The organism is Microvirga sp. RSM25 (assembly GCF_044784385.1).
Lineage (GTDB): Bacteria > Pseudomonadota > Alphaproteobacteria > Rhizobiales > Beijerinckiaceae > Microvirga > Microvirga tunisiensis.
Window position 1 is genome coordinate 1865814 of sequence record NZ_CP173039.1, and the last position, 19473, is coordinate 1885286.

Here is a 19473-nt window from a genome sequence, read left to right on the forward strand (position 1 = left end):
GGTGACGGAACCACGCAGTCCGGGGGAAGAACGTCTCGCTCAGCTTGCCGAACCTGAGAAAGAGGTTGCGGCCGGAACGAGGACGCTTGTTATCGGTCCGTATCTTACCCGCAGGCGGCGTGGTTCAGGTGAAACAGACGGGGAGGGCGCCAATCCGCGCCCTTCGGAAGCACGCCTCGATGAAATCACCGGCCTCGCGCTCGCGATCGATCTGACCATTACGCAATCCCTGATAGCGCCCCTATCCTCGCCTCGACCTGCCACTTTCATCGGCAGCGGCAAAGTCGACGAGCTGGCCGGACTGATCCGGGCTGAGGAGATCGGCCTCGTGGTCATGGATTGCGCGCTCAGCCCTGTGCAGCAACGCAATCTTGAGAAGGCCTGGGGGCAAAGGTCATCGACCGCACCGGCCTGATTCTTGAAATCTTCGGGCGGCGGGCGCGGACGAAGGAAGGCACCCTCCAGGTCGAACTGGCCCATTTATCCTACCAGAAGGGCCGGCTGGTCCGCTCCTGGACGCACCTCGAGCGCCAGCGCGGCGGCTTCGGCTTCCTCGGCGGCCCCGGCGAGACGCAGATCGAAGCCGACCGGCGCCTGATCCAGGAGCGCATGAACCGGATCGAGCGGGACCTGGAGAGCGTCGTGAAGACACGCTCCCTGCACCGCACGAGCCGCAGGCGGGTGCCTTACCCCATCATCGCCCTTGTCGGCTACACCAATGCCGGCAAGTCGACCCTGTTCAATCGCATGACCCAGGCCGACGTTCTGGCCGAGAACATGCTGTTTGCGACCCTCGATCCGACATCCCGAGCCATCGATCTGCCGCACGGCGAGAAGGCCATTTTGTCGGACACGGTCGGCTTCATCTCCGATCTTCCGACCATGCTGGTAGCGGCCTTCCGCGCAACCCTGGAGGACGTGGTCGAAGCCGATGTCCTGCTGCACGTTCGCGATGTTTCCCATGGAGAAACCGACGCTCAGGCCGGCGATGTCGCCATCGTCCTGCGCGAACTCGGCATCGATCCGGACGATACGAGACGCATCATCGAGGTCTGGAACAAGGCGGATTTGCTTTCGCCCCAGGATCGTGAGCGGCTTGCCACCGCGTCGCACCGAACGGGCGAGGAGAGGCGGCCCATCCTCATCTCGGCACTGACCGGAGACGGCATTCCCGAACTTCTTGCCACCATTGAGCAGCACCTGGCCATGGGACGGCTGACCTATGAGGTCGATGTTGCGCCGGAAGACGGGCAGGGGCTCGCTTGGCTGCATGAGAACACGGAAATCCTGGCCCGCGAGACGAAGGAGAATGGGCATACGATCCTCCAGATTCGTCTCGTGTCCGGCAAGGAACCCCGCTTCCTCAACCGGTTTCCCGAAGCCCGCGTTCTATGAGGAAGGGCCGGGCTCGCGCTCGGTCAGCTTCGCCGCGACCCATAGCTCTTCCATCTCCTCGAGCGATGCTTCATCGAGGCTCCTGTCCTGCTCTCCGAGAGCCAGCTCGATCGCCTTGAACCGCCGCTCGAACTTGGCGTTCGTTCGCCGCAAGGCTCGCTCGGAATCGATGCCGAAATGCCGCGCGAGATTGGTGACGGAGAACAGAAGGTCCCCGATCTCGTCCTCGATCCTGTCTCGCGCGCCGGATGAAGAGGCTTCCTTAACCTCCTCCAGCTCTTCATGAATTTTGTCGATGACTTGAGCGGCCTCCGGCCAGTCGAAGCCGACCTTGGCAGCTTTCGCCGTCAGCTTCTGGGCACGTGTCAAAGCGGGCAGGGCCGCTGGAATTCCGCCAAGGAATCCGGCCTCGTGAGCCTCGGGCAATTGTCCCAACTTCTCGCGGGCCGCACGCCGCTCGGCCTTCTCTTCGCTCTTGATCGAGTCCCAAAGGTTCTTCACCTCCTCGGGCGATAGATCTTCGGTGTTCCCGAAGACGTGGGGATGGCGCCTGATGAGCTTTCGCGTGATGGCTTCGACCACATCGGGGAAGGCGAACGCACCCTGCTCTTCCGCCATACGGGCGTGAAAAACCACCTGAAGCAGCAAATCCCCGAGTTCGTCCCGCAAATCCGCCAGATCGCCGCGCTCGATGGCGTCGACGACCTCATAGGCTTCCTCGAGCGTGTAGGGCGCAATTGACGCGAAATCCTGCTCCAGATCCCAGGGGCAGCCGGTTCCGGGCGTGCGCAGGGCCGCCATGATCTCGATGAGCCGCGTGATGTCCGTGGAAGGCTTCATGATCAATTTCCTGGTCGCTTCGCCGATGTCATAGCCTGAGGACAAAACGCGGGGCTAGCTGGATTTGCGCTATGTCCCTGCTTTAGCGGTATAAGGATGAGTGAGATGCTTCGGGCGTATTGAGGGCAGAACCATATGAGAGCGCGGGTCAAACTGGTCGATGGCATGATGTTCGTGGGCGAATCCGGCAGCGGCCACGCCATCGTCATGGACGGAGCTCCGGAATATGGTGGCCGCAATATCGGCATCCGTCCCATGGAGATGCTCCTCATCGGTTTGGGCGGATGCACGGCCTTCGATGTGGTTCAGATCCTCAGAAAAGGCCGTGAGAAGGTCACGGACTGCGATGTCGAGGTCACGGCCGAGCGGGCCGAAACCGATCCCAAGGTCTTCACCGCGATCCATATCGATTATCGCGTCAAGGGCAGGGGTCTAGCACCCGCCAAGGTGGAGAGGGCAATCGAGCTTTCCAAGGAAAAATACTGCTCCGCCTCCATCATGCTGGGCGCCATGGCCAAGATCACCCATTCCTGGACCGCGATCGACGAGGCCGAGGAGGCGGAGGTCGCCTCCTCCTGATCTGTCAACATCCGGGACCGCGATCATGAAGATGTTCTTCTCGGAAGCTCAACTGGCCCACCAGCCCAAGCAATATATGGTGCATGGGCGGATTGTGGATCCTTTTGAAAAGCCGGACAGGGCCACGACGCTGGTCGACGCCTTGGAAACGCAAGGATTGGTCAAGACGGATCCGGGCGATTTCGGCCGGGATGCCATCTTGGCGGTCCATGCCGAGCATTACGTGGATTTTCTTGAAGACGCCTACGATCGGTTTCTAAAACTCCCCAATCACGGCCCCGAGGTGCTGCCGAACGTCCATCCGTATCGGGGGGCCGGGATTGATCTGGAAGAGCGCGGCAGGCCGCGTACGACAGGGATTCTCGGCCAAGCGGGCTGGTATATGGGTGATATGTCCTGCGCGGTCATGGCGGGCACCTTCCAGGCCGCATACGCCTCGGCGCAGACGGCGATTGCGGGTGCGGAGGCGGTGCTGGCGGGAGAGCGAGCCTCTTTCGCCCTTTGCCGGCCACCCGGCCACCACGCCTATGCCGACCGGGCCTCGGGCTTCTGCTTCTTCAACAATGCTGCCATCGCGGCCGCGGTACTGCGCAGCCATTTTCCTAAGGTGGCCATTGTCGATTTCGATACGCATCACGGGGACGGCACCCAGGCGATCTTCTATACGCGCCAGGACGTCTTCTACGGCTCGGTGCACACCGATCCGTCGTCCTATTATCCGCATTACGCCGGATACGCGGATGAAACCGGGGCAGGGCCGGGTGAGGGAGCCAACCATAATCTGCCGCTGTCTCCCGGTGCGGACGACGAAGCCTTCATCGACGCCAACCAGCGCCTCGCGCTGGCGGTCCAGGCCCATGGAGCCGAGGCGCTAGTGCTGTCCGCCGGTTGGGACGCGCATCGGAACGATCCGCTGTCGAAGCTCAATGTCACGTCGGAGGCCTTCGCCCGCATCGGAGAAATCTGGGGCAAGATCGACCTGCCGACCCTGATCGTCCAGGAAGGCGGATATTCGCTAGCGGCCGTCGCCGAAGCCGCTCCGGCTTTCATCACCGCATTCCGGGCGAACGCGGCGGAATAAGCCTTGTGACTGAACCGACGCGAGCTCCGTTTCGAGACAGATCGGTGAGCCTTTGAACCGCACGATCCCGGAGGTGGGCTCGGAAGGGCGTCGCAATACTCCTTTAATGATGCGGCAGGATTAAGCGACGCTACAAAGAAATTGGCTCCCAGAGAGGGCCTCGAACCCCCATGCCTTTCGGCGGCGCGTCAACAGCACGCTGCGTCTTCCAGTTTCGCCATCTGGGAATATACTCGTGACATTTTAGTGATAAACCGACGCAGACTGAAACATTTACTGTGTATTGTCAGTTTCGTTGTCGAACATCTTGAAAACAATCTATTGTCTATTGCCTGTTAACCACAAGCTTCGGGCTTTAACTATTGTGAACTACCCCAAGGCATGTTCGCCAGGATAAGTACTTGCTGGAGCTTACTCTCTTGAATTAACGCCTAAGAGGCAACATGGCGGGGCAGCCGTTGTCCGGCAGAACCTGCAGGCGTCCAGCGATCTGTTCGGGCGACGAGCGCCTTCAGGCAATTGACCACATAGGATGCCAATGGTTCGCTGCGCATGAGCTTGGGATACCGGCTCCGGTGCGTACCAGCCAGATTGTTCGCAGCCAGATGGAAAATATGCGCGGTAAAGCGGCTCCTCGTCGTCAGCCAGTTCCGTTTGATCTCATGGTAGCGGGGTAGCGGTGCAGATATGGGTACCGGGCAATGGCCCGCATGGGTCTTAGCGGAGCGCAACCGAAACAGTCTGCCGCGCTCTCCAGACTCGGGTAAGTGTAGGGCGGCTTCATCCAAACTCGTCGCGCAGATCCTTGCCTTGCAGGGCAGGTCGCACGCCAGCTTGGAATCCACCTTTCTACAAACCATGTCAGAACTCATTAGACAAGTCACTGATTGTCCTTATTTGAGATGTCACCTCTGGGAGTGACTGCTGAGAGCTCAGCCCACCTTGAACAGGCTCTTGGCCTGCCCTCGCCGGCGAGGTGCTTTGCGGCTGCGGCTCATGTCGAGCTCCTTCTGCCGCTCGGCGATATAGGCTAGAACCGGCCCCAGCCGCTTGTTCTCGACAACTGCCGCCTGCTCCACCTGCTGGCGGCGGTCAAAGGTTCTGTACGGCAGCTCCAGGCCCTTGTGCTTGATGGCAAAGCGCCCATCCAGATAGTCGTAGACGGTCACTCGCTGGCGGGCGAGGGACAGCGTGATCGCGCTCGGCTCGAGAATGAACAGCACCTGGTCGTACTGCAGGGTCAGACTGCGCGAGACCGTCCGCTCCTCCCGCCAGGCGAACACGTCATCCAGCTCATCGTCTTCGCTGAGCGGGCGATGCAGGTCCTTGTCGCTGTAGGGCGCTTTGGCAAAGCGGCGGTTGAAGTCCGCCATGAACGCCGGCAGGAAGGCATTGCCCGCCTCAAGGGTTGAGATCCCAGCCAGACGCAGCTCCTTGACCAGCCGGTCCTGCAAGGTGCCATTCGCGCGCTCCACGCGGCCTTTGGCCTGCGGAGCATTGGCGCAGATGATGTCGATGTTGAGCTGATGCAGCGCCCGGCCGAACTGGGTCATGCCGTCACCTCCCACGGCTCCTCTGCCGTTGACCCGGAAGACGGCGTGCTTGTCGGAGTAGAACGCCACCGGCTTGCCGTAGGCCTCCAGGTACTCCCGGGTCGATCGGAAATAGTCGAAGGTCGACTCGGTCTCGACGAACTTCAGATGCATCAGCCGGCTGGTGGCATCGTCAATGTAGACCAGCAGCGTGCAGGGCGGACCACGATCCTCAAACCAGTAATGCTCGGAGCCATCGATCTGGACGAGTTCGCCGACGCAATCACGCCGGTAGCGCGGCTGGTGCACGCGCTTGAGCCGCTGTTTGCGGTCCTGCCACAGGCCCGCCGCGAGCATCCAGCGCCGGATCGTCTCGACGCCCAGATCGATGCCGTGCCGCTCGGCGAGCTTCTCGCAGGCAAGGGTTGGACCGAAATCGGCATAGTTGGCCGTGATGAGCGCCAGCACCTCGGCGCGCAGCGCCGCCGGGTAGGAGCGGTTGCTGAGCCTGCCGCGCCGGCGCGACACCAAGGCCGCGGGACCGCCGGTCTGATAGGCCTTGAGCAATCGGAACACCTGACGCCGTGTGATCCGCAGCAACTGGGCAGCTTCATTGACCGTGATGTGCTCTGCCATCACGTCGCGCAGAACATGCATCCGGTCGATCTCGGGACGGCTCATGGCAAGGACCACCATAGAAACGAAGCTCTCTGCTGCAAATGACACCGGGAGGAGGTGACATTTGTAACGAGGAGAGCGGTGACATCTCTATCGAGGACCTACAAACCAAATTCGCATAAGATATATTATGGAACTTAAATTGATCTGTCTTCGGGGAGAGCGATACGCTTGTGGCCGTTTCGACCGCGCTTTTCCGGTTCCCTCATGACGTTCAGCGTCAGCGCGTTTCGAACTGTAACCCATCATAAGCCGGTTCGATATGCTGCGGCAGCTCTCGCCGCAATGTCTCGTAATCCAGGTCCGTGTGCAGGTTCGTCAGGATGGCGCGTTTCGGCCTGACCTTCTCGATCAGCTCCAAAGCTTCCGACAGCGAGAAATGCGACGGATGCGGTGTGTAGCGCAAGGCATCCAGGATCAGGATCTCCAAGCCTTCCAGGGTCGGCAGGCTCTCCTCGGGTATGTGGCTCACGTCCGGTGCGTAAGCGATACTGCCGAAACGAAAGCCAAACGCATCGATATCCCCGTGGACCATCCGGAACGGCAAGGCCTCGATGGCGCCGCCTGGTCCGGGAACCGCGGTCGTCACGCCAGACTGTAGATGGCGCATCTTCAGGATCGGCGGATAGCTGCTGCCGGCCGGTGTATCGAAGCAGTAGCCGAACCGCATCTGGAGCAGCTCGCTCGTCATTCGGTCGGCATAGATCGGGATCCGCTGATGCTGGACGATGGCGAGCGGACGCAGATCGTCGATCCCATGGATATGGTCCGCATGCTCATGGGTGATGAGAACGGCGTCGAGGCGCCGGACATCGGCTCCAAGAAGCTGCTCCCGCAGATCGGGAGTGGTATCGACAAGAACGGCCGTGGTCAAACCGCCAGGCCCCGTTTTCTCGACCAGAATCGAGCAGCGCCGGCGGCGGTTCCTGGGGTTGGACGGATCGCAGGCGCCCCAACCCACGCCGACGCGCGGGACGCCGGCTGAGGATCCGCAACCGAGGATCGTCACTCTCAAGGTCATGATGCGAGCGCCTGTCCCGATGCGGCATCGGCAGCGGCTGCCTTGGAAAACAGACGATAGAAATTCGCCGTCGTTAAAGTGGCAACGTCCTGGTCTGACATTCCGATGACGTCCGCGAGTACATGGGCGGTGTGAGCCACGAAGGCCGGCTCATTGGTCTTTCCGCGATTCGGGACAGGGGCCAGATAGGGCGCGTCCGTCTCGACGAGCAGACGCTCATGGGGAACTGACGCCGCGATCCGGCGGATCTCCTCCGAGTTCCTGAAGGTTAGGATACCGGAGAAGGAGACGTAGAGGCCGAGCTCAACGCCGACCCGAGCCAGCTTTTCGCCGGACGAGAAGCAGTGGAGAACTGCATCGAAACGCCCTCGCCTCATCTCCTCGGACAAGATTCGGATCATGTCCTCGTCGGCGTTGCGGGCATGAATGACCAAGGGCAATCCGGTTTCCCGCGCCGCCTCGATATGCGTACGGAAGACCCGCTGCTGCACGTCGTGCGGGCTCTTGTCGTAGTGATAATCGAGGCCAGCTTCGCCAATGGCGACGCAGCGCGGATGCACAGAGAGCTCAATCAGCCGCCCGGTCGGCACATCCGGTTCAACGGCCGCATTGTGAGGGTGCGTTCCGACAGTGCAGAAGATGCTGTCATACGCCTCGGCCAAGGCATGGTAGGTCTCGAAGCGCGACACATGGGTTGAGATCGTTACCATGCGCCCCACGCCGGCAGCAGAGGCCGCGGCCAGAACCTCGGGGAGGCGACTTTGAAAGTCCGGGAAATCCAGGTGGCAATGGCTGTCAACCAACATGGGTGAAGGCGCCCTCCTCTGCGGCGGCTAGCTGCATAAATCGGATCAGCTCATCCGTCTACCGACGTACGCCGTGCGCCGTTGCCACCGGCTCGTCGTCTTCCTTGGACTCCTTACGCAGCATCTTGCGCAGTCGCTCCTGATGCCTGCGGACCGGAGCCTCGTCCTGGTCCTGAGGCCGGACGACGGGCACAGCCAGGCACACGCTCTGGGCCGGAAGCACATCGCACCAGTCATGGATCAGGTGCTTGTAGCAGCGTCCCACCGGACGGATGTTGCGATCGAGATCATAGAGACCCACGGGCGTGACCCGGTTGTTCTCCTCCCGAAGCGCGGTATCCCAATCCATTTGATCGGTGAGCGAGTACCAAGTGAACCCGACGATCGGCACGCCAGTATTGCGCACCCTCAGCACATTCGCCCATTGCTTCCAGAGCCAATTGACCGCCTCGTCGCCGTTTGGGCCTTCGACGAGGTTCGTCTCGGTATGCATCACCGGCAGCCGGTAGCGTTCATAATATTGCCGGGTGATCTCGTCGTACCCGAACACATCGCCGGCCGCCCTTGTGTTGCCATCCGCCTGAACCCTGTGCTCGTTGGTGACGTAGTAGTCGTTCCCCATGATGCAGTGATGGCGCAGGGACGAGCGGCTGAGGAAGAAATGGTACTCGTCCCGCGTCATGCCGCTGTCCATCAGGAACTCATACATTTCGGAGTCGAGTCGCCGGCCGTAATTCAGGTCGAGTGACAGGAAACGCCGGGCATTCATGATCTCGGCCGGCTTAATGGCCGCCGGATTATCCGCGTGGAAATACTCGGACGACTCGCTCTGGATGAACAACGCATCCGGGCGAACCTTCAGGATCCGCTCCATGGCCAGCACATTCGCCATCACGATGTGCTTGAGAGCCATCACGAAAGCTTGGTCGCTGCTCAACTGTTCGTTCCACCAACCATAGGCAGCCGAGAACTGGGCGCAGATGAACATCTCGTTGATGGGCGTGTAGAGCTGAACCCAGGGAAAGCGCCGCGCGAAGTCTTCGGCGTAAGTGGCGAAAAGATTAGGGAAATCTGGATTTTGAAAGTTGCCGATCCAATCTGGAACGCCGAAGTGGCAGAGATCGACGATGGGGATGATATTGCGGCGCAGGATCTCGGCGAAGGTCATGTCCGCGAAGGACCAGTCGTAACGGCCCGGACCGATGAAGGTCTTGTGGAGCGGTGGACCGTAGCGCAGGACCTGGATGTCGAGCTCTTCCAGAAGCTCGAAATCCGTCCGCCAATGGGTGTAGTGGCCGCATTTCTCCATCTGATCGATGCGCGTGCGGCCATTATTGATGGTCGGGATGCTGTTCTCGATCCCGGTCGCAAACATGAAGGTGGTGAACATCGTGCGCTTCCGCTGAGGGCCCCTTAAAGGCCAATCAAAGCGGACGCGTCAGGACGCCTCCGCCTCGATATAACGCGGGAAAATCGGTGCAGGTTGCGGAAGGGCCGTCCCAGCCACCAGGCGATGCTCCGGCCCGACGGCCACAAGCACCCTGCCCTCCGGCGGAATCGCCAGCAGGTCGAGAAGCTTGGCAGCTGCCGTCGGCACGAACGGCTGGGCCAGAATGCCGACTGCCCGCAACACCTCGGCCGTCACATAAAGGACCGTGTTCATCCGCGCCGGGTCACTCTTGCGCAGCACCCAGGGCTCCTGGGAGGCGAAATAGCGATTGGCCTCCGCCACCACGGCCCAGATCTCGGCAAGCGTGGAGTGGACGGCAAAATCCTTCATGGCCGCCCTCGTCTTCCCCGGCAAGGCATCCGCCAGCCAGAGAATGTCCTGATCGGCCTGGGTGAACTCGCCGGGCTGCGGCACGGCGGAATCGCAGTTCTTTGCGATCATGGACAGGGAGCGCTGGGCGAGGTTGCCGAGATCGTTCGCCAGATCCGCATTGATGCGGTTGACGATGGCCTCGTGTGAGTAGTTTCCGTCCTGGCCGAAGGGCACCTCACGCATAAAGAAGTAGCGGATCTGGTCGACGCCATAGATGTCGGCGAGGTCGAACGGATCGACCACATTCCCGACCGACTTCGACATCTTCTCGCCCTTGTTGAGCAGGAACCCGTGCCCGAAAACGCGCTTCGGCAGCGGCAACTCGGCCGACATGAGGAAGGCCGGCCAATAGACCGTGTGGAAGCGCACGATATCCTTGCCGATGATATGCACGTCAGCTGGCCAATAGTGCCAGCGCGGGTCGCTTTCGTTCGGGAAGCCGCAGCCGGTCACGTAGTTGTTGAGGGCGTCGATCCACACATACATCACGTGCTTCGGATCACCCGGCACCGGCAAGCCCCAATTGAAGGTCGTGCGGCTGATCGAGAGATCCTGCAGGCCGGAGCGGACGAAACTCGTGATCTCGTTGCGGCGGGTCTCCGGACTGATGAAGTCCGGATTGGCCTCATAATGGGCGAGGAGCCGGTCCTGATAGGCGGACAGGCGGAAGAAATAGCTCTCCTCTTCGATCCACTCGACCGGCGTACCCGTCGGCGCGCGCCAGCTGCCGTCAGGCTGCTTCGTCAGCTCACTCTCGTCGAAATAGGCCTCGTCCCGGACCGAGTACCAGCCGGAATACTTCGAGAGATAGATATCGCCCTTCTCCTGCATCCGGCGCCAGAGTTCCTGGGTCGAGGGCAGGTGATCGGCATCCGTGGTGCGGATGAACCGGTCATAGGAGCAGTCGAGCCGGTCGGCCATAGCCTTGAACTTGGCGGCCATCTCATCGACGAAGGCCTTGGGCGTCGTGCCGCTCTTATCGGCCGTCTGCTGAATTTTCAGGCCGTGCTCGTCCGTGCCTGTCATGAAGAACACATCGTAGCCGTCGATGCGCTTGAAGCGCGCGATCGCATCGGATGCGACGACCTCGTAGGCATGACCGATATGGGGGGCCCCATTCGGGTACGAGATAGCCGTGGTGATGTAGAACTTCTGCTTGTCGGCCATGTCGAATCCTAAGTCCTGAAATCAAAAACCCTTCGGACGGGGCTTCAAGCCGCTCGCCGAACCGCGTCGGCGAGATCGTCGAACATCGTCAGGATGAAGGGCCGACGGTCGAGGTTGAACACGTCGATCTCGCGCGCCGAACGGTCGATCTTCTCACATACCTCTACCAAAGGCGCAAGGCGGGACGCGCCGAGCCCTGCCCTCTCGTGAAGCCTCTCCGATACCCAGCGCTGCACCGTTTCCAGGGTCAGCTCATAGCTGTCGTCCGCATCCCGCCTGGCGAGAGCTTCCGCAAGTGCGAGGACCTGCTTGGTGTCGGTTTTCGGCAAACCGTTCAGAAGCCGGGTGACCTGATCGATGAAGGCAACCTTGTCGGCGTCGAGCAGTTCCAGGGTGCGCCGAACAGAACCTTCCCCATAGCGCAACGCCTGATCCACCACATCCTGCGGGATATCGGTCCAGGGGGAGCCGAGGGAAGCGATGGCCCCTCTGATGTCCCTTTCCTCGAGGGGGCGGAGCAGAAGGCGCCGACAGCGCGAACGGATAGTGGGGAGAATCCTTTGGGGAGCATGGCTGACGATCAGAAATAGCGAGCGCGGCGGCGGCTCCTCGATCACCTTGAGCAGCGCATTGGCGCTTGAGATCGTCAGGTCCTCGGCGCTGTCGACGACACAGACCCGGTAGCCGCCATCGGCCGCCGTGGAGCCGAACATGCCAAGCGCCCGGCGGACCGCATCGACGGGAATGGTCGCCGACGGCCCCTTCTTGTCCGTAGCCGGAGCCCTCCGCAGAACCGAAAGGTTAGGATGCGAGAGAGCCACCACCTGGCGCGCCACATGCGAGTCGGCAGGCACATCCAGGCTTGAAATGGCTCGATCATTGCTCTTTCGGGGATCAAGAACCGTTCGCGCGACGCGATAAGCCAGGGTTGCCTTGCCGATTCCCTGCGCGCCGCCAATCAACCAGGCATGGTGAAGACGACCGCTGCGAAGGCCTTCCAGGAAGGCTTCCTCACCCTCCCGATGGCCGAAGAGGGCGAATTGCTCCCGGGGATGCGGCGCACCCTCGAACTGATCCGGTTCGGCCACGTCCTGATCGTCACGCGGCATCGGGGGACCTCACCGCCTGTTCGGTCATTTGAGGAAGGCGCTCTTGCAAGGCCGCCCAGATCGCGGTTTCGACCTCATTGGGATCCTGGTCCGCATTGATCACCACGCACCGTTTCGGTTCGGATCGGGCAATGGACAGATAGGCCTGACGAAGGGATTGGTGGAAGGAGATATCCTCTTCCTCAAACCGATCCGCCCCCTCGCCTTTCCCTGCCTGCCGCGCTCCGGCCCGAGCAAGTCCGGTTTCGGCAGGAAGATCGAGGATGAAGGTCAGGTTGGGCTTCACACCCTGCAGGGTCACCTTCTCGAGCTGGTCGATCAAACCCTTGTCGATATTGCCCAAGGAGCCCTGATAGGCTCGGGTCGAATCCGCGAAACGGTCGCACAGAACGTGGATCCCGCCCTTCAGCGCCGGCCCAATGGTCTTGTCGAGGTGGTCGATCCGGGCTGCGGCAAACAGCAGGGCCTCTGCGAAGGGTCCGAGTTGCTTGGCATGTCCCCCTAAGATGAAAGCGCGCAGTTCCTCGGCATACGGAGAGCCGCCGGGCTCGCGAGTCACGAGAACAGGCTGGGCGAGGTGTTGCAGCCGGCTTTTAAGCCTCTCGATCTGGGTTGACTTGCCCGCGCCCTCCCCGCCCTCGAACGTGATGAAGCAGCCTGCCATCAAATGCCTTCGATCACGCTCGTGAAAGCGCGGCGGACCCAGCCCGTGCTGAATTCCAGCAGGCCGTCCAGGGCCCGCTGACTCAGCGTCCCTTCCTGGATGTCCTCATTGGCGTAAAGCGGCATCTCGAGAGCCTGCATGTCACCGCGATTGACCTGGAGCCGGGCCACTTCGGTTCCCTTCTGGACAGGGGCCTTCAGAGGACCGGTATAGACGATGCGAGCGGTGACCCGTTCGCCTTCTCCACGAGGCACAAGTACACGAATTGGCTTCTTGGACACAAGCGGGAGCGATCGCCTGTTCCCACCGAAAACCTGAGCTTCGCCGACAACCTGCCCCTCGGCGAAGAGCTGCTGGGTTTCGAAGGCCCTGAAACCCCAATCCAGGAGTTTTCGGGATTCAGCCGCACGATCCTTCGCCGTCTTGAGACCATTCACGACCACGATCAGGCGCTGATCGTTCTGGACGGCTGATCCGATCAGGCCGTAGCCCGATTCATCGATATTGCCGGTCTTCAGCCCGTCTGCCCCAATATCGAGGAACACCAACGGATTGCGGTTCTGCTGGCGGATCTTGTTCCAGGTAAACTCACGCTCGCCGAAGATCTTGTAGAGGTCCGGATATGTCTCGATGATGTGAAGGGCGAGCTTCGACAGGTCCCGTACGGTGGTCTTCTGCTCCGGATGCCCGTAGCCGGTCGCGTTGCGGAAAGTCGACTTCGTGAGACCGATCTGCTTGGCCCGCTCGTTCATCATGCGGGCAAAATTGTCTTCCGTACCGGCAACACCCTCGGCAATGGCGATGGCCGCGTCGTTGCCCGATTGAATGATGAGGCCGCGCAGCAGATCCTCGAGCCGGATGGGTGTATTGACCTTGGCGAACATGGACGAGCCGCCCGAGCCCCCTCCGCCTTTCCGCCAAGCGTTCTCCGAGATCGTGAACTCGCTGTCGAAACTCAGGCGACCGTTCTTGATCTCGTTGAAAACCACCTCGGCCGTCATGGTCTTGGCCATGCTGGCAGGTGCGGTCAGTTCATCGGCATTCTTCTCGAAAAGGACCGCGTGGCTTCCTGCGTCCATAAGGATGGCGGTGGGCGCGCTGGTCTGAAAATTCTGCGCCTGCGCCTGCGCCACTTGCGGCCAAGCGGACACAAGGGAGATGGCACTCCACACAAAACCAAACACCGCCAGGCATCGGGCGACCTTAACGTGACGCATCGTCAAATTCTCCAGGATATTCCCCTAGGAGACCCCGAATCTGTAGCGCGTCAACAACAAATCAACGCCCGGCCACGCTAGCCTGTGCGAGATGTTACATAGATCGGGTCGAGTTGAATTCTACGAGCTACCGAAGCACGAACTTCGAAGGATTGGCAGCCGAATATGCGCCGCTTCTCTGGAAGCCGGACGGCGCGTTGCTGGCGGGTGCCTCGTAGAGACTGGCGACCATCGGGCGCGACGCGGGAGCTGTCCCGGGAGCCGCTGAGCTGATCCGCGCGATCGGGCTTGCCGCACCCGGGATCGTTCCAAGGTCGAACGGACGCTCAGGCGGAAGCGGCACATTGCTGGCAACGGCGCCGGATCCGGCGGACTGGGGAGTACGAGCCGGTACCGAATAGGCCTCATCGTCAGGCTCGTAGGTACGAAGGGCGATGGCCTGGCGAGGAGCGTTCGGCCGTGGCGTCGCCTGGGCCACCATCGTCGGAGCCGAGCCGGTCAGGGTTGCCGGTTGCCCATCCGTCCGGAGGCTCGCCAAGAGAATTCGGTCATCGCTGCCGTTGGTGGAGGCGCGACCGACATACTCGACCCGCACTCGCGCAGTCCCCGACTGCCGGAAGCCAAGTGCCGCGGCAGCCCGTTCGGATACGTCAATCACGCGGTTGCCATGAAACGGACCGCGATCATTCACGCGGACGATCATGGAATTGCCGTTCTGGAGATTCGTCACGCGGGCATAGCTTGGCAGCGGCATGGTCGTGTGGGCGGCCGCTATCGAATCGCGATCGAAGACCTCGCCATTGGCTGTCATGCGGCCGTGGAAATTAGATCCATACCAGGAGGCTAGACCCTCGCTGGCCCGCGGCGTTTCATTCGGAACGTAGGTGCGGCCGGCAACCGTATATGGCTTGCCTACCATGTCGCGGCCGCCGCCCTTCGGAATAGGCTGGCCATCGGCGACAACCTTAGGGCTCGGAGCCACGCCATACTTGGGATCGATGCCCCCTCTGACATTCGAGGAGCAGTTAGCTGCAGTCAGTGCGATCGCGGTCACGCCTGCAATGCGGAGGAGAGTCCATTGATTGAAGGAAGAGACACTTCCCTTCAGTCCGGTTTTCGCTTCAGCGCGATCACAAAGCATATCGTCTCGCATCCTATCGTCTGTACGGTGCACGGCGTTGCCCCATTGCCCGGACATCAAGTCAAAGTGGTTTGCGGGTCCTTAAAAAGAGGTTAAACGGCCGCGCTTGTCAATGGCTCAGCTCTAGAAATAAAACATTGTATCAATGGGTAGATTTAGCCTGTGAATCAATAAGATCCAGCAGAACCTGTCAGCAAGACTTTAACGGAGACTGGCCTGAAAACTGCGGAAAGTGGCAAGGCAACGGAATTCGACAACGAAGCTCCCATCGCAGCAGCTAGAATAGAGTTCCTTTTTAAATCAGGCTCTTAGCACGCATTGATCATCCGAGAGCCGTCAGGAGGTTTTCGCAAATGTCTATTGACCGCTTGACTCGGGCTCCTGGTCCGATTCACGAACTCATTTTGCGATGACTTGGTTAACGAAACGATCGCACCTGCCCGAAAGCCAAGCACTGAAGCCAAGCACTGACGGATCTGGAGAATGGCGGAGGGGGTGGGACCCTCCGATATGGACCCGCTAAGTCGTTGGTTTCTTATATTTCAAGGGGTTGACGAACCATACCTGTGTGGAGAAACTGGGTGGAATACCTGTATGGAGCCCTCCCATGTACCTCGTTAAGCGTCACCGCAAATGGTACGCAATCCACGACATCCCACCTAAGTTGAAGCCTGTCATGGGATTCGGAAGGTTCTCCAGGTGCCTCGAAACAGAGGATGAGAAGGCCGCCAAGAGAAGGGCGGACATGCTCTGGCTCCACGATTGGTCCAAGCAGATCGAAGAGGCCAAGCGAGGCGCACCCCACAAGGAGGAAAGCGATGCGGCTTTCTATCGTAGTCTCCTGGCGACAGCAGGGACGGAGGAGGAGAGGAAGCTCATCCTCGGCCAGATTGAGGATGAGGCAAGGGACCGATATCACAGGGCCTTGGAGAAAGCTGGTTATATCGATGAACGGGAGATCCCTCCTGATGAGGTCCCTCCTGGCTGGGAGGAATCTCAATGCTTCCTCAGTCTGGCAACCGGTAAGCTGGTTCCAACCTTGGAGCATCTCAATGAGTGGCTCCAAGCCCTGAATAACGAAGCCAAGACCAAGGACATGAAGAAGTCCACAGTCATCAGATTCGCTGAGGCATTCCCGTACCTTCAGGATGTGAACCGTAAGGACGTCCAACGGTGGCTGAACAAGAGGGTCACGGAGGAAGGACTTACGACCAAGACCCTGAACAGATACCTCTCAGAGCTACGCAGCTACTGGACGTTTCTCCGGTCTCTTGAGTTGGTCCCTGAGGAAGGGAGCCCCTTTGAGAAGTTGACCCTCAACGGCAAGAGATTCGAGGCAAGGAGGGACTTCTCCCCTGCCGATGTGGTCACCCTACTCCGTGCTGCGGAGGCCAAGAACGATAAGCACCTTAGCGATGTCATCACTCTTGCCATGTGGACAGGAGCGAGGATTGAGAGCCTGTGTAAGCTCAAGGTGGAGGACGTGAAGAAAGACCACGTTCGTATCGAGGACGATAAGACAGAGGCAGGGACACGCGATGTCCCCATCCATTCCAAACTAAAGCCCACCCTGAAGCGCCTCCTTGAGGAGAGCAAAGACGGCTTCGTTCTGTCTGGCCTGTCCGCCAACAAGTACGGTGACCGAAGTGACGCTGTTGGGAAGCGGTTCGGGAGGCTCAAGACCGATCTTGGCTTCGGGGATGCTCATGTGTTCCACTCAATCCGTAAGACCGTCACCACCATCCTTGAGAACGCTGGAGTCCCTGAGAACGTGGCGGCTGACGTCGTTGGTCACGAGAAGCCCCGTATCACCTACGGGCTTTACTCAGGAGGAAACAGTTTGGAGGTAAAGAGGAAGGCCATCGAGAAGTTGTCCTATCCTTTCTGAGGCTCTCCAATCCGGAACCCTAACGCGATACCTAAACCCGCTGGCACGCTGCTGCCCCTGAGGCTAAGGTAGGTCATCGACTATATGAGGCAGACGACGAAGTGTTGGAGCGTACTCGAATCTAACCACGGCTGGCGTCATACGTTCAAGATGAAGGCCCTCGCAATGGGAATACCTGAACGCATTAGCGATGCCATTACGGGGCACAGCACCACCTCTGTGGCGAGGAGCTATGAGACACCCACTATAGGCATGAAGGCAGAGGCTCTCAGCAGATTTCCGCGATATAAAATGTGAGGCGGTCTAAGCCCAAGCGCTCCCCAAAAAGACAGCGACCAGCATCCCAAGAGCGGTCAATACAACGGCTGCCAGTAACGGGACCACGAAGGATCTGATGTGATTGTTGGTCATGGATGCCCCCATCTACAACCCCTTAGATCAGATGAGAATAGGACCACAGTTTGAGGAGGGGGTTCGGTCAGTCTGAATTGAAATGGCAGTTATTTATATCCAAGTACGAGTTTATCCCAATCTGGATAACGACCCATCTGCACTACTACACGAAACAGTTGAGAGCTTATCTGGTCGGCATCCTCAAGGATGCTCATATTCTTTTGTGAGATGACGCCGCTGTGGACAGCTTGGGATCTTGCATCATAGGCACTTCTGAGCAGACGGAACACATGCTCGCGCTCCTCTGGTGTGCGCCCAAGCAGCCATGCACCACGCAGTCCTACCTTGTTCCTAAGTTCGCCCTTTGCTCCAGGACCGCTCTCGCCGTGCAGTAATAAGGATTCAATGGCGATGCCAAGATCGATAGCTCGATCAGCAGGTGACGCATGACCACGGGAGCGAGCTAAACGCCCAATACTGAGACTAAGGGAAGCCTGCTCTTTAGGCCCAAGTTTAGAGATCGCTTCATAGATCTCTGCAAGGATAGTAGGGTCGATTGCTCCTGATTGGATTGGTGGCGCAGCTAAAGTTCCACCCACGCCGCTTGATCCAAGTCCGTGATAAGCTAATGCAGGATGAACTGCGGTTGAGTAGCTCCATGAGGGGACAGGTGCGCATACTCCACTCAGGGCCATTGCCACCAACACTCGATCCTGCACTACGCTTTGACGTCGCATGAGGTCAGAAACTTCGCTTGGCGAGTTCCCGCCTCGAATTATGTTGAAGTCCGAACTTTCGATCAGGATAGCAGCACTCGGTATGCGCCAACGTTGTTGAGTAATACTGAAATCAAAGATTGGCTGTCCGTCCCGTCCAATGCGGAATATTGCCTCTCGCTCCCTAGTTGCGGGGAGCTGCTCCGGAGGGATCACCTGCACTCCCGGTCCAAGTATGATGGCTGATGAAACCGTTACGCCTGATACACAGCATACGAACGCCGTCAACCCCTTGCGACTGGACAGTAAATCTATCCAATCATCAATGATTTTGGTTTCCGGTACGCCAAGCACGAGGCGTTCAATCATTGAATTTGCTATGTGGAAGAACTCGATCTTGGACGAACCACTGCCGGTGACAAGGAAGTCGTCGTCTCCGAGTTGAAGGAAGGACTTTAGAGAAGCCTCCAGTGGATCTGCCCACTGTCGCGGGAAAAACAAAATGCCATGAGTTTTAAATCTCTCGAAGATATGATCCGGATCAGGGCCATAGACATTCTGATTTAGGTGTTCCCTCAACGCACGAAGATGATTGATAGCGGCTTGGCGTGACAATGCTCGTCCCCCATGAAATCGTCAGTCATGTGCTCCGCTCTGGCCTAGCGGTAGTTTTTCTACTCTGTACCAATTACATGGCCCAGTGCCATCAGTTGTCCTAAACTCTTTTCAGCCTTAGGTCGTAGTTGCGGCTTACGGATCCAGTTCACACAGCAACCGGCTGACCACCTCTTTCCCCTTAGGGGTCAACCAAGCGATCATCCTCCTGGGCTCTCTTGGGTCCCAATCCTTAGCCACCAGCCCGAGCCCTGGCTTCCGGTTCCTATGCACATCCCCAAGCGCATCCAAGTTCCTTGAAATGCTCGACAGGGCCACATCCGTAGCGTCCGCCAGTTCCTTCATGGTCGATAGAGTCTTCTGGGCGATCTCCAGCAGGATCTGAACCTGATGTGCTTCTATCTGCGGGTGGATCTCACGGATCGCGGACAGAAGCTTATTGATAGCAACGATCTTTGAGCGTGGGTCCATCAGTCACCTCAGAAGCTTGAGCATACGTTAAGTCCTTCTTAGATCATCACTCAGCAACTTTCAAGTTTATCCTCAGTTATAATCAACAATCCATCCGTGGTTTTAAATCCACTAGTGAGTATTAGACCGCGAATACCCAGGTTAGAAAAAGCAATACGTAGTCTGATAAGCATTTATCCTTATTCAAGAGCCAAGCTTATTGTGGCACAACCGTGTCAGCGCATGAGCGATAAGCATATGACTTCTTTAGGGGCTGACACCATGTCTATTGAGATCCGCACTAAGTCCAAGTTCTTCACTCTGGATGGCCTTGGGCTCCACTTCGGGACTAACAAGTG

At 59.2% G+C, this 19473-nt stretch carries 15 protein-coding genes, 1 tRNA gene and 1 pseudogene; 4 read left to right on the plus strand and 13 right to left on the minus strand.

Annotation, left to right across the window (positions count from 1 at the left end; genetic code table 11):
• Position 1 precedes the first annotated feature (1 nt).
• A pseudogene (gene hflX / locus ACD578_RS08820) lies at positions 2-1395 on the plus strand (GTPase HflX).
• On the opposite strand, the gene mazG reads toward hflX, so the two are convergent.
• Positions 1390-2235, minus strand: a complete 846-nt coding sequence (gene mazG, locus ACD578_RS08825; RefSeq protein ID WP_404292371.1) for a nucleoside triphosphate pyrophosphohydrolase — start codon at positions 2233-2235, stop codon at positions 1390-1392. The pseudogene hflX and the gene mazG sit on opposite strands and share 6 nt — an antisense overlap.
• Before the next feature lie 135 nt (positions 2236-2370).
• Between mazG and ACD578_RS08830 the strand changes: the two genes are divergently transcribed.
• Together ACD578_RS08830 and ACD578_RS08835 are read left to right on the plus strand one after the other, a co-directional pair.
• Positions 2371-2814 carry an OsmC family protein gene (locus tag ACD578_RS08830; RefSeq protein ID WP_404292373.1) on the plus strand — a complete coding sequence of 148 codons (444 nt, stop codon included), beginning with the start codon at positions 2371-2373 and terminating at the stop codon, positions 2812-2814.
• Positions 2815-2839: 25 nt separating this feature from the next.
• Complete coding sequence (locus ACD578_RS08835) at positions 2840-3895, plus strand: histone deacetylase family protein (protein WP_404292375.1); 1056 nt, start codon at positions 2840-2842, stop codon at positions 3893-3895.
• 142 nt (positions 3896-4037) lie between these two features.
• On the opposite strand, the gene ACD578_RS08840 is transcribed toward ACD578_RS08835, so the two are convergent.
• The 10 genes from ACD578_RS08840 to ACD578_RS08885 all read right to left on the minus strand — a co-directional run bounded on the left by ACD578_RS08840 (position 4038) and on the right by ACD578_RS08885 (position 14965).
• Positions 4038-4122: transfer RNA gene (locus ACD578_RS08840), tRNA-Asn, on the minus strand.
• A gap of 705 nt (positions 4123-4827) precedes the next feature.
• Complete coding sequence (locus ACD578_RS08845) at positions 4828-6123, minus strand: ISNCY family transposase (RefSeq protein ID WP_404292186.1); 1296 nt, start codon at positions 6121-6123, stop codon at positions 4828-4830.
• Between the two features lie 202 nt (positions 6124-6325).
• Positions 6326-7126, minus strand: coding sequence for an MBL fold metallo-hydrolase (locus ACD578_RS08850; RefSeq protein ID WP_404292377.1), 801 nt, complete (start codon positions 7124-7126; stop codon positions 6326-6328).
• A complete protein-coding gene (locus tag ACD578_RS08855) occupies positions 7123-7932 on the minus strand; it encodes a TatD family hydrolase (protein ID WP_404292379.1) in 810 nt (269 codons plus the stop codon). Before ACD578_RS08855 ends, ACD578_RS08850 begins: the two co-directional genes overlap by 4 nt.
• Positions 7933-7990: 58 nt before the next feature.
• Complete coding sequence (locus tag ACD578_RS08860) at positions 7991-9322, minus strand: family 1 glycosylhydrolase (protein ID WP_404292381.1); 1332 nt, start codon at positions 9320-9322, stop codon at positions 7991-7993.
• A gap of 48 nt (positions 9323-9370) precedes the next feature.
• A complete protein-coding gene (gene metG, locus ACD578_RS08865; RefSeq protein WP_404292383.1) occupies positions 9371-10921 on the minus strand; it encodes a methionine--tRNA ligase in 1551 nt (516 codons plus the stop codon).
• A 44-nt stretch (positions 10922-10965) separates the two neighbouring features.
• Complete coding sequence (locus ACD578_RS08870; protein WP_404292385.1) at positions 10966-12030, minus strand: DNA polymerase III subunit delta'; 1065 nt, start codon at positions 12028-12030, stop codon at positions 10966-10968.
• Positions 12020-12694: a dTMP kinase gene (gene tmk, locus ACD578_RS08875; RefSeq protein ID WP_404292387.1), complete on the minus strand. Its 675-nt coding sequence runs from the start codon at positions 12692-12694 to the stop codon at positions 12020-12022. The genes ACD578_RS08870 and tmk overlap by 11 nt, the downstream gene beginning before the upstream one ends.
• Positions 12694-13911: a D-alanyl-D-alanine carboxypeptidase family protein gene (locus ACD578_RS08880; protein ID WP_404292389.1), complete on the minus strand. Its 1218-nt coding sequence runs from the start codon at positions 13909-13911 to the stop codon at positions 12694-12696. The genes tmk and ACD578_RS08880 overlap by 1 nt, the downstream gene beginning before the upstream one ends.
• A gap of 127 nt (positions 13912-14038) precedes the next feature.
• On the minus strand, positions 14039-14965 hold the full coding sequence (locus ACD578_RS08885; RefSeq protein ID WP_338105296.1) for a septal ring lytic transglycosylase RlpA family protein: 927 nt from the start codon (positions 14963-14965) through the stop codon (positions 14039-14041).
• Positions 14966-15659: 694 nt separating this feature from the next.
• On the opposite strand from ACD578_RS08885, the gene ACD578_RS08890 reads away from it, so the two are divergent.
• Positions 15660-16940: a tyrosine-type recombinase/integrase gene (locus ACD578_RS08890; RefSeq protein ID WP_404292391.1), complete on the plus strand. Its 1281-nt coding sequence runs from the start codon at positions 15660-15662 to the stop codon at positions 16938-16940.
• 500 nt (positions 16941-17440) lie between these two features.
• Here ACD578_RS08890 and ACD578_RS08895 read toward each other — a convergent pair whose 3' ends face one another.
• Together ACD578_RS08895 and ACD578_RS08900 are read right to left on the minus strand one after the other, a co-directional pair.
• Complete coding sequence (locus tag ACD578_RS08895; RefSeq protein ID WP_404292393.1) at positions 17441-18664, minus strand: hypothetical protein; 1224 nt, start codon at positions 18662-18664, stop codon at positions 17441-17443.
• A gap of 135 nt (positions 18665-18799) precedes the next feature.
• Complete coding sequence (locus ACD578_RS08900) at positions 18800-19135, minus strand: hypothetical protein (RefSeq protein WP_404292395.1); 336 nt, start codon at positions 19133-19135, stop codon at positions 18800-18802.
• Positions 19136-19473 lie beyond the last annotated feature (338 nt).

Excerpts from the sequence above, each read along its gene's own strand:
- mazG (WP_404292371.1), bottom strand. The coding sequence starts at position 2,235 with ATGAAGCCTTCCACGGACATCACGCGGCTCATCGAGATCATGGCGGCC.
- ACD578_RS08830 (WP_404292373.1), top strand. The coding sequence starts at position 2,371 with ATGAGAGCGCGGGTCAAACTGGTCGATGGCATGATGTTCGTGGGCGAA.
- ACD578_RS08835 (WP_404292375.1), top strand. The coding sequence starts at position 2,840 with ATGAAGATGTTCTTCTCGGAAGCTCAACTGGCCCACCAGCCCAAGCAA.
- ACD578_RS08845 (WP_404292186.1), bottom strand. The coding sequence starts at position 6,123 with ATGGTGGTCCTTGCCATGAGCCGTCCCGAGATCGACCGGATGCATGTT.
- ACD578_RS08850 (WP_404292377.1), bottom strand. The coding sequence starts at position 7,126 with ATGACCTTGAGAGTGACGATCCTCGGTTGCGGATCCTCAGCCGGCGTC.
- ACD578_RS08855 (WP_404292379.1), bottom strand. The coding sequence starts at position 7,932 with ATGTTGGTTGACAGCCATTGCCACCTGGATTTCCCGGACTTTCAAAGT.
- ACD578_RS08860 (WP_404292381.1), bottom strand. The coding sequence starts at position 9,322 with ATGTTCACCACCTTCATGTTTGCGACCGGGATCGAGAACAGCATCCCG.
- metG (WP_404292383.1), bottom strand. The coding sequence starts at position 10,921 with ATGGCCGACAAGCAGAAGTTCTACATCACCACGGCTATCTCGTACCCG.
- ACD578_RS08870 (WP_404292385.1), bottom strand. The coding sequence starts at position 12,030 with ATGCCGCGTGACGATCAGGACGTGGCCGAACCGGATCAGTTCGAGGGT.
- tmk (WP_404292387.1), bottom strand. The coding sequence starts at position 12,694 with ATGGCAGGCTGCTTCATCACGTTCGAGGGCGGGGAGGGCGCGGGCAAG.
- ACD578_RS08880 (WP_404292389.1), bottom strand. The coding sequence starts at position 13,911 with ATGCGTCACGTTAAGGTCGCCCGATGCCTGGCGGTGTTTGGTTTTGTG.
- ACD578_RS08890 (WP_404292391.1), top strand. The coding sequence starts at position 15,660 with ATGTACCTCGTTAAGCGTCACCGCAAATGGTACGCAATCCACGACATC.
- ACD578_RS08900 (WP_404292395.1), bottom strand. The coding sequence starts at position 19,135 with ATGGACCCACGCTCAAAGATCGTTGCTATCAATAAGCTTCTGTCCGCG.